Raw genomic sequence first — 12,861 nt, 5'->3', positions numbered from 1 at the left:
CATGGCCCACCTGGGGACACGGTCTGTCAGCCGCGCCCGCGCGTGACAGCTCGGGCCACGCAATGGCGGCATGCGGGTGCCCGCCGGTACGATAGGGGCTGTTTTCAGCACGACCGGACTGCCTTTGACCACCTCCATCTCGCCAGGCGCTTCTGCCGGCGCGCGGCTGCCGCGCCAGATTCCTTTCATCATCGGCAACGAGGCCTGCGAGCGTTTCAGCTTCTACGGCATGCGCAACATCCTGGTGCAGTTCCTGATCACCTCGCTGCTGCTGCAGGAAGTTGGCGGGCCGGGCCGCGAGGCCGAAGCCAAGCACATCCTGCACAGTTTCATGATCGGGGTGTATTTCTTCCCGCTGCTGGGCGGCTGGCTGGCCGACCGCTTTTTCGGCAAATACGACACCATTCTGTGGTTCAGCCTGATCTATTGCGCCGGGCACGCCTGTCTTGCGCTGTTCGAAGACAGCCGTCACGGGTTCTTCCTGGGCCTGGGCTTGATTGCCCTCGGCGCAGGCGGCATCAAACCGCTGGTGGCCTCGTTCATGGGCGACCAGTTCGACCAGTCCAACAAGCATCTGGCCAAGGTGGTGTTCGACGCCTTTTACTGGATCATCAATTTCGGCTCGTTGTTCGCCTCGTTGCTGATTCCGCTGGCCTTGAAGAATCTTGGCCCGGCCTGGGCATTCGGCATTCCCGGCATTTTGATGTTCGTGGCCACGCTGGTGTTCTGGCTCGGGCGCAAGCGCTACGTGCTGGTGCCGCTGCGGCCGAAGGACCCGCATGGTTTCGCTGCGGTGGTGCGCACTGCATTACTGGCGCATGCGCCGGGGCGGGGTCGCCCCGGGTTGATGCTGGCGGTTGTGTCGGTGTTGCTGGCGCTGGCCGGTTTCGCGCTTATCGAACAGTTGGGCATCGTGGTGTGCCTGTGCATTGCACTGGTGCTGTTGCTGGCCGGCATCGGTGGCGGCACTTGGTGGCAGCTGGAACGCGCGCGCGGTACGCATCCGGATGCAGCGGTCGAAGGCGTGCGCGCATTGTTGCGGGTGCTGGTGATCTTTGCGCTGGTGACGCCGTTCTTTTCGTTATTCGACCAGAAGGCGTCGACCTGGGTACTGCAGGGGCGCGAGATGACCATGCCGGCCTGGTTCACCGCCTCGCAGATGCAGGCGCTCAATCCGCTGTTGGTGATGCTGCTGATTCCCTTCAACAACCTGGTGCTGTATCCGCTGCTACGCCGTGGCGGCTGGGAGCCGACCCCGTTGCGCCGCATGACCAGCGGTATCGCCTTCAGTGGCGTGGCCTGGATTGCGGTGGGCGCGATCCAGATGGTGATGGACGGTGGCGAGCCGATGCACATCGCCTGGCAGATCCTGCCCTATGCGCTGCTGACCTTCGGTGAGGTGCTGGTGTCGGCCACCGGCATCGAGTTCGCCTACAGCCAGGCGCCGCCGTCGATGAAGGGCGTGGTGATGAGTTTCTGGTATCTCACCACCACCGTGGGCAATCTGTGGGTGCTGCTGTCGAACGTGGCAGTGCGCCACGCGACGGTGACCGCGCATATCGCCGATACTGGGCTTAGCGAAGCGGCATTTTTGATGTTCTTCTTCGCGGCGTTTGCATTCCTGGCGGCTCTGGCCTTCGGCCTGTACGCACGCCGGTATCGCATGGTCGACAATTACCGTACTGCCTGAGGTCTGCATGATTACCCTGATCCTGATCGCCATCACCGGCATCGTCTCGTGGATGGCGTTCAACAACCGCAAGTTGAGCGACCGGCTGATCCTGTGGCCGCCGGCGGTGGACAAGCACAAGCAGTACGACCGCCTGGTGACCTACGGCTTCATCCATGCCGACCTGGGGCACCTGGTCTTCAATATGGTCACGCTGTTCTTCTTCGGCCGGGTGATCGAGCAGGTGATGGCCGAGCTCACCGGCAGCGTGCTGACCTATCCGTTGTTCTATCTGGCTGCACTGGTGGTCTCGATCCTGCCCAGCTACCTGAAGAATCAGAAGAATCCCAATTACCTCAGCCTGGGCGCGTCCGGTGCGGTCTCAGCGGTGTTGTTCGCCTTCATCCTGCTGCAGCCATGGACGATCATCCTGGTGCTGTTCATTCCGGCGCCGGCGATCATCTATGCGGTGTTCTACGTCGGCTACAGCCTGTGGATGGACCGCCGTGGCGGCGATCGCATCAACCACAGCGCGCATCTGGCCGGCGCCGCGTTCGGTGTGATGTTCATGCTGATCATGGAGCCGCGCGTGTGGCAGGTGTTCCTGGAACAGCTGTCCAATCCGCGCTTCGGCTAAGCGCGGGCCGGCAAGGCGATTGTGTTGGCATAAGGCGGCTTGCAATCCCCTGTTGATAGCGGGTGTTTCCGAGTCGTCGCATAGCGCGAACGGTGGTTGAAGCAAGCGCAGTGTGGCGCTCGACGGCAGCAGGGTCGAACGGAGCGGGCCGCCGCGGGAAGCGGATTAGTAGCTGCTAGTAAGGCCGAGCCGGGCCGACGCGCCGCGGTGGCGTGGGTCTGGCAGATGAGGGCGGCTCGCAATAGGGCGCGCAGTCACTGGCCGGGTGCAGCGATGCCTGAACTAGCCGGCTTCTTGCTGCTGCTCCAGTTCCAGACAACGCCATCGGTACGCAGCCGGCGGCGGCATGCTCAATGCGGTCGACGACTGCGTCACGGACGAGACCGCCACGGCGCAGCGCCGCCCGCTCAGGCCGCGTTGCGTTCCTGGTCAGTGCTGGATGCCACGCCGTAGGCCTGCTGCAGGCGCTCGTACACGGTATCGTTGAGCTGCGTGAAATCCGGATTGTGGGTATCGCCTTTGAGTGCGAACTGGAACAAGTTTTCCAGCAACGAGCTATCGCTGTCTGCGCTGTGTCCTGCCGAATCGTGGTTCATGCGGTGGCTTCCTCTTAGATAGGCGAAGACGTCGGCGGCTTCCGCAGACCGGTTGCAGCCATTGCCTTCGGGTCAGCTATCGGCGCCTGCCCAGCGAACTTGAGCGCGCTTTCCGCAAGCTGCGCCGCCGATCACAGCATCGATTCACTTTCACGCAGGCGCGGCGTCGCGCTGGTCACACTGGCGACCACTTCCTGCTTGGCGCAGACAATGAGAGAGGCGTCGACAGTGCACGCAGCACACGATCTTGCCCGGCAGCGTTTCAACATAGATACCGATGGACATCGCGCCGAGCTGGCGTATCGCAGCCAGTGCGAGATCATGACCATCACCCACACGCAGGTGCCAGACGCGATCGGCGGACGCGGTATCGCTGCAGTGCTGGTCGAGGCTGCTCTGGACTATGCACGCCAAAGCGGTTTGAAAGTGGTGCCGGCCTGCAGCTATGCCGATGCCTACGTGCGGCGACATCCGCAATTTCAGGATCTGCTGGCCTGACCAGCAGTCGAGTCTTTTCGTAACGCTATTTATCAGGGGAGCGGGCGGTAATGGGGCGGTTGCTTGGAGTCAAGGCAGTGCAGGGCTTGTTGGTGTTGGTCGCGTTGGCAGGGTGTACGCAACGTGCACCGACAGCCGCAGAGCCGAGCGAGCCCGCAACTGGAGCAGCGGTCGCGACAGCGCCGCCTGCAGCGCCGACCGTCGTAGAGAGCGGCGGCCCGCTGGAAGATGTGATCGAGCATGCGCCAGCCTATATGGTGGGCATCAGCTATCCGCACGGGCTGGATGCGTATCCGGAACTCACTGCGCTCATTCGCGGCTATGCGCAGGACGCGCGTGCCGAACTGATGCAAGCCGTGTCCGGCCTGGGCAACGACAAGCCGGCCGTGCCGTATGAGCTGTCGCTGGCGTTCGAGACCATGTTGCAGACCCCCGACCTGATCGTGATTTCTGCCGACGGCAGCCGTTACACCGGCGGTGCGCATGGCGAGCCGCTGGTGGCGCGCTTGGTATGGTTGGTCAAGGAGCGCAAGCAATTGACCGCGCAGGCGCTGATTCCGGACCCGGCAGGCTGGGGAAAAATCGGGAGCGAGGTCGCGGCGCAATTGCATGCTGCAGCGACCCAGCGCGTCCAAGCGGATCGCGTGCCGGTAGAAGAGCAGGCCGAACAGGTTGCATCGGCCGATCGCATGATTGCCGAAGGTACTGCAGCGCAGGTGGATAATTTTGCACAATTTGTGCCGGTGTTGAATGCGAGCGGGCAGATCACTGCCGTGCGGTTCGTGTTTCCGCCGTATCAGGTGGGCCCGTACTCGGATGGCACGCAAACGGCAGAGGTCGCTGCCTCCACATTACTGCCTTGGGTCGCACCGGAATATGTACATCTCTTCGCTCGCTGAGGTGTTGCGCAGCGCTTGATGTGATTGAATGGCGCGGCCATTCAGTAATGTATTCCAAACGGGTGATATGAGTAGTTTCGATCCAACCGCAAGGCGCGTGGACCATACCTGCGTGCGTTATCCAGCGTTCCCGCGGGAGCCGGCAGTGCTGGTGAGACTGATCAAGCATCTCTACAAGCGACTGCACACGCAGGCCTGTGCACTGCTCAAGCCATATGGCATCAGTCCGCCCGAATACGAGATTCTGATGATGCTCTACGGCACGTCGGAGCAAACGATCACGCCGACCGAGGTGGCCGAAGCCGCCAGCGAAAAACCGGCCAACATCACCCGGCTGACCGATCAGCTATGCGAGAAGGGGCTGATTATGCGTGCCAGCAGTTCAGACGATCGGCGCAAGATCGTACTGACGCTGCTGCCTGCCGGGTTGGCCTTGATCGAAAGCCTCTTGCCCGATGTCTGCACGCTGGTGAATGCAGAGACCGCGAGCATGAGTGAAGCCGAACAGCTGCGTTTGGAAAAGCTGTTGAAGAAGCTGCTGGAGAGCGTGGATGGGATTCCCGAGTGAGTCCTTCCGGACCGTGCGACCACTGTCGTGCGGTTCGCGGTTGACTGCAGGTGCACGATGCGCTTGCGCCAGGCCGCATTCGGCGCGTGGCTTAACGCCACTGGCGCGCGCGCGCATTGCGCTCGCCTTCGGCGTCGAGGGCCTGGCCGTCGATGCGCGCGTCGATGGCATCCAATAAGGCCGTCGGCAGTGTGCTGGAGGCCATGCGCAACTCGCTGTCGTTGCCTTGCGGCTGCATCGGCGCAACCACTTCGATGCGCCAGCGCTCACCCTGACGGCAAGCCAATCCAGCGTGGCTGGATTTCAGTGAAAAGCTGCGGCAATAGTGGCCATCGCGCGCGCGAAAACTCAGGCCCATGCGAACCTCGTCCTGCTGCTCGCCGGAAAGCTGGCGGTCCAGTGCCAGCGCAAGTGCACCGCCGGCGTCGTGTCCTTGCTCGGCCAACACGGCAGACGGCGCAGGCTGCGGCGGCTGACGTTGCCACAGCCAGAGGCCGATCAGCAGCGCGGCCGCGATCGAACCGGGCACAGCCCAACGCCGCGTTGGATGCCGCTGCATTGCAGGCACCGGCGCTTGGGTAGGGACGGTGGCCGTGATGACAGAGCTCTGCGGCGAGGTCGGTGGGCGCTGTCGCACCGCATCCAGCAAGTGCGCCGGGATGGGTTCCTCGAGCACCGGTGCATAGCCGTTGCGCAGTCGCGCTTTCACCTGCTGCAACTGACGCACCTCCGCAGCCCGCTGCGGATCGGCCGCTAGCGCGGCTTCGACGCGTTCGGCCTGGTCCGGTGTCAACGCGCCGTCTGCGTACGCCTGCAGAATGGATTGGTCGATGTCCTTCACGGGGTTTCCTCCAATAACGCCTGTAGCGCTTCGCGGCCGCGTGCCAGGCGACTGGTCAGGGTGCCGATCGGGATTTCCAGGACCGCTGCGGCGTCCCGATACGACAACCCCTCGATCAACACCAAGGCGATCGGCCACCGTTGCTCGTCGGGCAACTGCGTCATCGCCGTCTGTACCGCCATCCACTCCTGCTGGCGCTCCATCGGGCTGTCGCCTACCTGTTCTCCTTCTGCGGCGCTGACGAACAGCTGGCGTCTGCGCCGCTGCGCGCGAACTTCATCGAGCCAGGCATGACGGATGATGCCAAACAGCCAATATTGCAGCGGCGTTTCCGGCCGCCACTGCGCGCAATGACGCAAAGCCCGTTCGATCGCCACCTGCAGCAGATCGTCGGCATCGGCCTGATGGCCGGCAATCGCGCGCGCGAAACGCCTGAGTCGCGGTAGCAGTGCACAGATGCCGTCGCTGACGGTTGCCACAGGGTCAAGCTCATTCATCAGCTATACGTCTGGCAAGGTGGTTTTCTTCCGTGCACGCTGTAAGCGTTCACGGTGCGTCTGCGAGGCGCGATTAGTGTGGCATGGCACGCAACAAGCGACCATGGTGGGGTGGGCGATGGCGAAAATCCGGGGCACGCGCTGGTGCTGGCTTGCACTATTGGCTGTCGGCCAGCCGGTGTCGGCGCAACTTGCGTTGCCCTCTGTCGGAGGGCTGGCGAACGACGTGACGCAAGCCGTACCGCCGCTGTCGGCTGCGCCGGATCGCGCGTTGCAGCAAGCGCAGGGCGATCTGCGGCGGTTGCGCAGGCTGCGCCTGGATGCGCTTGTGCGTGCGCGGCCGCGCGATCTGGATCGCGATGCCGATGGCGCGATCGTGATGCGTGGTCAGATCGTGGCGTTGGCGCCGAGTCCAGCGGCCTTGCAGACAGCGCAGACAGCCGGTTTCGTCGTCGCAGAGCAACGCGGCTTCGATGCGCTCGGGTTGCGCGTGGTGGTGTTGCGCGCGCCGTCGGGTCTGGCAACGCAACAGGCGATGCAGCGGCTGCGCCAGCTCGACCCGCAGGGCGAGTATGTCTACAACCATCTCTATAGCGAGTCCCAGGCCGGCGAGGCGCCCGCTGTCCAGGCGCCTGCCGGTTCGGCTCAGACCGATGCGGCGGCGGGGTTTCGGGTGGGGCTGATCGATAGCGGTGTCGACGCGGCGCATCCTGCGCTGGTCGGTGTACAGGTCCAGCGCTGGGGATGCGATGGACGCGCGCGCCCTCAGGTCCACGGCACTGCGGTGGCATCGCTGTTGGCCGGACGCGCGGTTACGCATGGTCCCATCGCGCGCACCCTATATGCGGCCGATCTGTATTGCGGTACATCCAGCGACGGTGCAGCGGTCGAACTGGTCGCTGCGTTGGCCTGGATGGCGCAGCAAGGCGTCGCGGTGATCAATATCAGCCTGGTCGGGGCACCTAACCGGCTGCTGGAACGTGCGGTGGCCGCGTTGGTGGCACGCGGTCATTTGCTGGTGGCGGCCGTCGGCAACGATGGACCGGCGGCGCCGCCGCTTTATCCGGCCTCCTATCCCGGTGTGATCGGCGTGACTGCGGTCGACACGCGGCTGCGTGTCCTGCCGGAGGCCGGGCGCGGTACCCAGGTGGTGTTTGCCGCGATCGGCGACATCATTGCCGCCGCGCCGCAAGGGCAGTGGAGACGGCAGCGCGGAACCTCTTTCGCTGCACCGCTGGTGGCGCGGATCGCGGCGCAATCCCTCGCGCAGCCCGATCCTCAGGCCGCTGCTGCGCTGCGTGCACAGTTGCAAGGCAGCGCGCACGACCTTGGTGCGAGCGGCGTCGACCCGGTGTATGGCTACGGCGTGCTGGGCGAAGAGCTCCCCCTGCAGCGAGTGCCGGAGCGGTGAATGCTTCCTGTCTGCGTAAGGTCAGGTCGGGATGACCGCTTGCGTTCGGTTCGTATGGTTGGGTGAGGCCGCAGATTGGCTGCGGCAGCGGAGGAGATAGCGATGAAGAACACGACCTTGATCTCCAGTGCGGTGATGGTTGCGGTGTTGGCGCTGGGCCCCGGGCTGGCGGGCGCGCAGGCACTCGGCGGTGCCGGCGGACTCACCGGGACGGTGGGCGGCACCGTCGGTGGGGTGGGCGGTGCGACGCTTGGCGGTAACGTGGGCGGCGCTGGCACCCTGGGCGCGGGGTCTACGCTCGACCACGGGCAGCGTGCGATCGATGCGCAGTCGCGGCATGTGCGTGGCGCAGCGCAGCGGACCGCCGCGCGCGGTGCCGTTGCCGCCTCGGCGACGAAGGATGCCGCCGGCGATGCCGCCATGGGGGCAAAGACCATGACCGAGACAACGGCCGCCAGTAGCGTAGCGACAGCGCGTAACGCCGCGCAGATGGCACGTAGCGGCGCGAACAGTGCTGTCGGCAGCGCGCAGACCGCTGCCCGCGCGACTGGCTCGGCTGGCATGCAGACAGTTCAAGGAGCCGCTGCCTCCAGTCATGCCGGCACGCTAGGCACTCCGGCGCTGAGCGGGAGTGGTGCAGCTGGCGGAAGCGCCTCGCACACTGCTAACGCCAGCATGAGCCCGTCCTCGGCGCGGGTGTCGGGCGGGGCCAGCGCATCCGGGTCTGGTGCCGTGCAAGCCGGGAATGGACAGGGCAATGCCAGCGGTTCGGTCGGTGCGGGCGTCGACACCAGCGCTTCGAGTCAGGGGCAGTAACCTGACCTGAGTCCGCGAAAAACAGATGCGTGGTCGTGGCTGCAGAGGCAGTTCAGCGGCGCCCGGTTCACCGGGCGCCGTTGTTGTTTGTGGAGAGCGTCAATGAGCGAAGTGCCATTGAGTTGAACGCACTGGGCGTGTCAATCGCACCTGTGCCGATGGCGGTACTGCGCACGTGCCCGACAAGCCGACAAGGCGCATAAGCCGCATCACTGCGGGAGTCGCTTTTATCCCCCCTTCGGGGTGCCTTCCGTGCGCAGCAGAAGAGCGCATCGGCGAAATTTGCGATCAAGCACCGATCTGGGAATGCTGGGCCAGTGCGCTGCATGCGATCGGTGGGGGCGGCGCTCAAACATGCGTGCCCCGGCGGGAGAGGGGGGCACGCGTTGATAGCTGGCCAGCGAACGATGCATCATCGCCAGCCGCTTTGGACTCAGCGCTTTGGCGTTTCCCCTGTCTCGGTCAGGCCACGCTTTTCGAGCAGCGGCTCGATCTGCGGCGCATGCCCGGCAAAGTTCTGGAACAGCTCCATCGCATCCACGCTACCGCCGCGCGAGAGCAGAGTCTTGCGGAAACGATCGCCATTGGCGCGGCTCAGACCACCGTGCTGCTTGAACCACTGCTGGGTATTGGCGTCCAGCACTTCCGACCAGATGTAGGCGTAATAGCCCGCTGCGTAACCGCCCATGATGTGGCTGAAATACGGCGTCTTGTAGCGCGGCGGCACCGGTGCATAGGCGATGCCGTCCTGCTGCAGCGCCTTGGCTTCGAATGCCATCACGCCAGCGGCGTCCGGTACTTGGTTGGCGCTGACCTGATGCCAGTTCTGATCCAGCATTGCCGCACCCAGATACTCGGTAGTGGCAAAGCCCTGATTGAACTTGGACGCGGCAATCACCTTGTCCAGCAGTGCCTGCGGCATCGGCGAGCCGTTCTGATAATGCTTGGCGTAGTTCTTCAGGATGGACGGCTCGTCGGCCCACATCTCGTTGACCTGCGAGGGGAACTCGACGAAGTCGCGCGGCACGCTGGTGCCGGAGAAATACGGGTATTTGACGTCGGAGAACATGCCGTGCAGCGCATGGCCGAACTCATGGAACATGGTGGTGACTTCGTCCCAGGTCAGCAACGTCGGCTGGCCGGCCGGCGGCTTGGGAATGTTGAGGTGATTGGCCACCACCGGCTTGAAACCGGTCAGATCCGACTGCGACACGTAGGAGTTCATCCATGCGCCACCGCGCTTGGATTCGCGCGCATACATGTCGGCAATGAAGATCGCCAACTGCTTGCCGTCGGCGTCGAACACGTCATAGACGGTGATGTCGTCGCGGTAAGTCGGCAGGTCGGTGCGCTGCTTGAAGGTCAGGCCGTATTCCTGGTTGGCCGCATAGAACACGCCGTTTTCCAGCACGTTCTTGAGCTCGAAGTACGGCTTGAGCTGCGACTCGTCGAAGTCGTATTTAGCCTGGCGCACCTTCTCGCTGTAGTAGGCCCAATCCCAGGCTTCGAGTTTGAAGGTCGGCTTGCGTGCGGCTTTTTGTTCCTTGTCGATCATCGCCTGCAGATCGGCGGCCTCGCGCTTGGCGTTGGCCACCGCAGCCGGCGCCAACTTGCCGAGCATGGCGTTGACCGCTTCGGGAGTCTTGGCGGTCTGGTTTTCCAGCGAATACGCGGCATACGTGGGGAAGCCGAGCAGCTTGGCCTTGTCGGCGCGCAGCTTCATGATGCGCGACACCAGCGCGGTGTTGTCGTACTGACCGCCGTGGCTGCCGCGCGACACCGAGGCGTCGTAGATCTTCTTGCGCAACTCACGATTCTTCAGCTGGGTCAGCGGCGGTTGGCCGGTGGTATTGAGCAGCACGATGACGTACTTGCCATCGAGCTTGCGCGCCTTGGCCGCTTCGGCGGCAGCGGCGATCTGTTCTTCGGACAGACCATCGAGCTGCTTGACGTCATCCACCACCACTGCAGCGGCGTTGACCTCGGCCAGCACGTTCTGGCTGAAGGTGGTGCCGAGGTTGGCCAGCTCGGCATTCATCGCCTTGAGCGTGGTCTTGTCGGCATCGGAGAGCTTGGCGCCGTCACGGACGAAGTCGCTGTAGTACTTCTCGACCAGGCGCAGGCTTTGTGCGTCCAGGCCCAGCTTGGCGCGCTGGTCGTACAAGGTCTGGATGCGCGCGAACAGCTTGCTGTTGAGCGAGATCGCATCGCGATGCGCGGCAAACTTGGCCGAGTAGTCGGCCTGCAGCTTCTTGCGTGCGTCGTTGGTGTCGGCACCGACCAGATTGAAGAACACGGTGGTGGCGCGGTCGAGCGTGGCGCCGCTCTTTTCCAGCGCGATGAGGGTGTTGTCCAAGCTCGGCTTGGCTTTCTGGTTGGCGATCTTGTCCACTTCCTTCAACTGCTCGGCCATGCCGGCGTCGAAGGCCGGTGCAAAGTCGCTGTCGGTGATTTTGTCGAACTGCGGGTAATGCAGCGGTAGCGTGCTGTCGGCAAAGAAGGGGTTGGCTTGGGTGGCAGCCTGCGTGGTCGCGGGTGCGGCGATGCTGTAGGACGGCATGGCAAGTCCCAGGGAAGCGGCCAGGGCAAAAGCGAGACGGGTGGTCAAGAAGGTAGCTCCAAAGTGCGAGCCGCCGAGGCTAACCCAGCCCGCCGGGACAGGCGTGTGACAAAAGGCATGGCTGCAAGGTCAACGTGCGCCATGGGCGAACGTGGTCGATGGAGGCGAGCGCGACCGCATCGCCGGCGTCAATGTGGACGGGCTGCTGAGCACACAGGACGACGGCAGTACCGCACTCCAACGGCTGCGCTACGCTGGCACTCCTCCGAACGACCGAGCCCGGCATGAGCGATCTCTCCACCTTTGAATTCACCGACCTCGACGGCCGCACGCAGACCATGCGCGACTATGCCGGCAAGGTGCTGTTGGTGGTGAATGTGGCATCCAAATGCGGCTTTACGCCGCAGTACGCCGGCTTGCAGGCCTTATGGCAGTGCTACCGCGAGCGCGGGCTGGTGGTGATCGGATTTCCGTGCGATCAGTTCGGCCATCAGGAGCCGGGCGATGCGGCGCAGATCCGCCAATTCTGCTCGCTCGACTACGCGGTGGATTTTCCGCTGGCGTCCAAGGTCGAGGTCAACGGCAGCGGTGCGCATCCGCTGTGGCAATGGCTCAAGCACGAACAGCGCGGCCTGCTTGGGTCCGAAGCGATCAAATGGAACTTCACCAAGTTCCTGATCGGCCGCGACGGCACCGTGCTGGAGCGCTACGCACCGACCACCAAGCCGGAGGCCCTGGTCGCGGACATCGAACGCGCGCTGGCCGCGTGATGTCGCGCGCGCATGCCCAACTTTTCAACAAGCCCAGACCGTAGGAGCGCACCCGGGCGCGACGCGGTTTTACCGAGGAGATGAGGCGTTATGCCGAGGATGAGGCATTACCGGGACTGCTCGGTCGCGCCCAGGTGCGCTCCTTCGAGGATGCAATAACAGCGCTGCCGTGTGCCGCATCACTTTTCGACGAAGGCGCGCTCGAACACGTAATGCCCAGGCGTGCCGATGCGCGGCGACGTCTGGAAACCGCGGCTATCCAGCAGGGTGCGCAGGTCGGCTAGCATTTGCGGGCTGCCGCAGATCATGAAGCGGTCGTTGGCCGGATCCAACGTCGGCAATCCGAGTGTCTGCTGCATGCGGCCATCGGCCATCAGCTCGGTCAAACGGCCTTGATTGGCGAAGGCTTCGCGCGTGACCGCCGGGTAGTACAGCAATTTTTCGCGCAGCAGATCGCCGAGGAATTCGTGCTGCGGCAACTCGCGTTCGAAGTAATCGCGGTAGGCCAGATCCTGCACGAAGCGCACGCCCTGGGTGAGGATCACCTTGTCGAAGCGCTCGTAGGTTTCCGGGTCCTTGATGATCGACAGCCACGGCGCCAGGCCGGTACCGGTACCCAGCAGATACAGGTTGCGGCCCGGATGCAGATCGCTGATCAGCAGCGTGCCGGTGGGCTTCTTGCCGACCAGGACCTTGTCGCCCGGTTTGATGTGCTGCAGCCGCGAGGTCAGCGGGCCGTCCGGCACCTTGATGCTGAAGAACTCCAGATGTTCTTCCCAATTTGCGCTGGCGATCGAGTACGCACGCAGCAGCGGGCGCGTTTCGGTTTCCAGACCGATCATCACGAACTGCCCGTTTTCGAAACGGAAACCGGCATCGCGGGTCGTGGTGAAGCTGAAGTAGGCATCGGTCCAGTGACGGACCTCAAGCACCGTTTCGGCGCCAAAAGCGGAAGACATACCGGTAAGTGCCGTGGGAAGAGTACCGGCCAATTCTACCTCAAGCCGGCCAAATGAGAGGGGCTCTCATTTGGCCGGGAATGGGGAATGGGGAATAGGGAATGGGGAATGGGGCAGCTGCATAAGGACCCCGGATGCCT

Annotated in this window: 13 protein-coding genes; 8 read left to right on the top strand and 5 right to left on the bottom strand. The window is 63.8% G+C overall.

Translation table 11 applies throughout. The features are described from left to right. The first annotated feature begins 124 nt into the window (after window positions 1-124). Complete coding sequence (locus tag M0D43_RS03735) at window positions 125-1,690, top strand: POT-type proton-dependent oligopeptide transporter (protein WP_252163601.1); 1,566 nt, start codon at window positions 125-127, stop codon at window positions 1,688-1,690. A gap of 7 nt (window positions 1,691-1,697) precedes the next feature. Then, complete coding sequence (locus tag M0D43_RS03730; RefSeq protein ID WP_260807972.1) at window positions 1,698-2,306, top strand: rhomboid family intramembrane serine protease; 609 nt, start codon at window positions 1,698-1,700, stop codon at window positions 2,304-2,306. 407 nt (window positions 2,307-2,713) lie between these two features. Here M0D43_RS03730 and M0D43_RS03725 read toward each other — a convergent pair whose 3' ends face one another. Beyond that, window positions 2,714-2,902 (bottom strand): hypothetical protein, encoded by a 189-nt coding sequence (locus tag M0D43_RS03725; RefSeq protein WP_252163600.1) that lies wholly within the window; start codon window positions 2,900-2,902, stop codon window positions 2,714-2,716. 210 nt (window positions 2,903-3,112) lie between these two features. Between M0D43_RS03725 and M0D43_RS03720 the strand changes: the two genes are divergently transcribed. From M0D43_RS03720 to M0D43_RS03710, 3 genes are all read left to right on the top strand, one after another. Next, on the top strand, window positions 3,113-3,400 hold the full coding sequence (locus M0D43_RS03720; protein WP_252163599.1) for a GNAT family N-acetyltransferase: 288 nt from the start codon (window positions 3,113-3,115) through the stop codon (window positions 3,398-3,400). Between the two features lie 50 nt (window positions 3,401-3,450). Beyond that, window positions 3,451-4,299: a PdaC/RsiV family protein gene (locus tag M0D43_RS03715; RefSeq protein WP_252163598.1), complete on the top strand. Its 849-nt coding sequence runs from the start codon at window positions 3,451-3,453 to the stop codon at window positions 4,297-4,299. 67 nt (window positions 4,300-4,366) lie between these two features. Next, window positions 4,367-4,867 carry a MarR family winged helix-turn-helix transcriptional regulator gene (locus M0D43_RS03710; protein ID WP_252164952.1) on the top strand — a complete coding sequence of 167 codons (501 nt, stop codon included), beginning with the start codon at window positions 4,367-4,369 and terminating at the stop codon, window positions 4,865-4,867. 91 nt (window positions 4,868-4,958) lie between these two features. Here M0D43_RS03710 and M0D43_RS03705 read toward each other — a convergent pair whose 3' ends face one another. Both M0D43_RS03705 and M0D43_RS03700 read right to left on the bottom strand, forming a co-directional pair. After that, a complete protein-coding gene (locus M0D43_RS03705; RefSeq protein ID WP_252163597.1) occupies window positions 4,959-5,708 on the bottom strand; it encodes an anti-sigma factor in 750 nt (249 codons plus the stop codon). Next, on the bottom strand, window positions 5,705-6,205 hold the full coding sequence (locus tag M0D43_RS03700; protein WP_252163596.1) for an RNA polymerase sigma factor: 501 nt from the start codon (window positions 6,203-6,205) through the stop codon (window positions 5,705-5,707). The genes M0D43_RS03705 and M0D43_RS03700 overlap by 4 nt, the downstream gene beginning before the upstream one ends. A gap of 76 nt (window positions 6,206-6,281) precedes the next feature. On the opposite strand from M0D43_RS03700, the gene M0D43_RS03695 reads away from it, so the two are divergent. Together M0D43_RS03695 and M0D43_RS03690 are read left to right on the top strand one after the other, a co-directional pair. After that, complete coding sequence (locus M0D43_RS03695) at window positions 6,282-7,616, top strand: S8 family serine peptidase (RefSeq protein ID WP_425510640.1); 1,335 nt, start codon at window positions 6,282-6,284, stop codon at window positions 7,614-7,616. A 102-nt stretch (window positions 7,617-7,718) separates the two neighbouring features. Next, on the top strand, window positions 7,719-8,432 hold the full coding sequence (locus M0D43_RS03690) for a hypothetical protein (RefSeq protein WP_260807967.1): 714 nt from the start codon (window positions 7,719-7,721) through the stop codon (window positions 8,430-8,432). A gap of 433 nt (window positions 8,433-8,865) precedes the next feature. On the opposite strand, the gene M0D43_RS03685 is transcribed toward M0D43_RS03690, so the two are convergent. Beyond that, entirely contained in the window at window positions 8,866-11,040 is a 2,175-nt protein-coding gene (locus M0D43_RS03685) for a M3 family metallopeptidase (RefSeq protein ID WP_260807965.1), read from the bottom strand. 236 nt (window positions 11,041-11,276) lie between these two features. On the opposite strand from M0D43_RS03685, the gene M0D43_RS03680 reads away from it, so the two are divergent. Continuing rightward, window positions 11,277-11,762, top strand: a complete 486-nt coding sequence (locus tag M0D43_RS03680) for a glutathione peroxidase (protein WP_252163592.1) — start codon at window positions 11,277-11,279, stop codon at window positions 11,760-11,762. A gap of 179 nt (window positions 11,763-11,941) precedes the next feature. On the opposite strand, the gene M0D43_RS03675 is transcribed toward M0D43_RS03680, so the two are convergent. Continuing rightward, on the bottom strand, window positions 11,942-12,721 hold the full coding sequence (locus M0D43_RS03675) for a ferredoxin--NADP reductase (protein ID WP_252163591.1): 780 nt from the start codon (window positions 12,719-12,721) through the stop codon (window positions 11,942-11,944). Window positions 12,722-12,861 lie beyond the last annotated feature (140 nt).

The organism is Xanthomonas prunicola (genome assembly GCF_025266575.1).
GTDB lineage: Bacteria > Pseudomonadota > Gammaproteobacteria > Xanthomonadales > Xanthomonadaceae > Xanthomonas > Xanthomonas prunicola.
This window is presented reverse-complemented; position numbering and strand designations above follow the sequence as displayed.

Coding starts and splice junctions, on each gene's coding strand:
- M0D43_RS03700 (WP_252163596.1), bottom strand. CDS start 6,205: ATGAATGAGCTTGACCCTGTGGCAACCGTCAGCGACGGCATCTGTGCA.
- M0D43_RS03715 (WP_252163598.1), top strand. CDS start 3,451: ATGGGGCGGTTGCTTGGAGTCAAGGCAGTGCAGGGCTTGTTGGTGTTG.
- M0D43_RS03725 (WP_252163600.1), bottom strand. CDS start 2,902: ATGAACCACGATTCGGCAGGACACAGCGCAGACAGCGATAGCTCGTTG.
- M0D43_RS03675 (WP_252163591.1), bottom strand. CDS start 12,721: ATGTCTTCCGCTTTTGGCGCCGAAACGGTGCTTGAGGTCCGTCACTGG.
- M0D43_RS03680 (WP_252163592.1), top strand. CDS start 11,277: ATGAGCGATCTCTCCACCTTTGAATTCACCGACCTCGACGGCCGCACG.
- M0D43_RS03730 (WP_260807972.1), top strand. CDS start 1,698: ATGATTACCCTGATCCTGATCGCCATCACCGGCATCGTCTCGTGGATG.
- M0D43_RS03720 (WP_252163599.1), top strand. CDS start 3,113: ATGAGAGAGGCGTCGACAGTGCACGCAGCACACGATCTTGCCCGGCAG.
- M0D43_RS03710 (WP_252164952.1), top strand. CDS start 4,367: ATGAGTAGTTTCGATCCAACCGCAAGGCGCGTGGACCATACCTGCGTG.
- M0D43_RS03690 (WP_260807967.1), top strand. CDS start 7,719: ATGAAGAACACGACCTTGATCTCCAGTGCGGTGATGGTTGCGGTGTTG.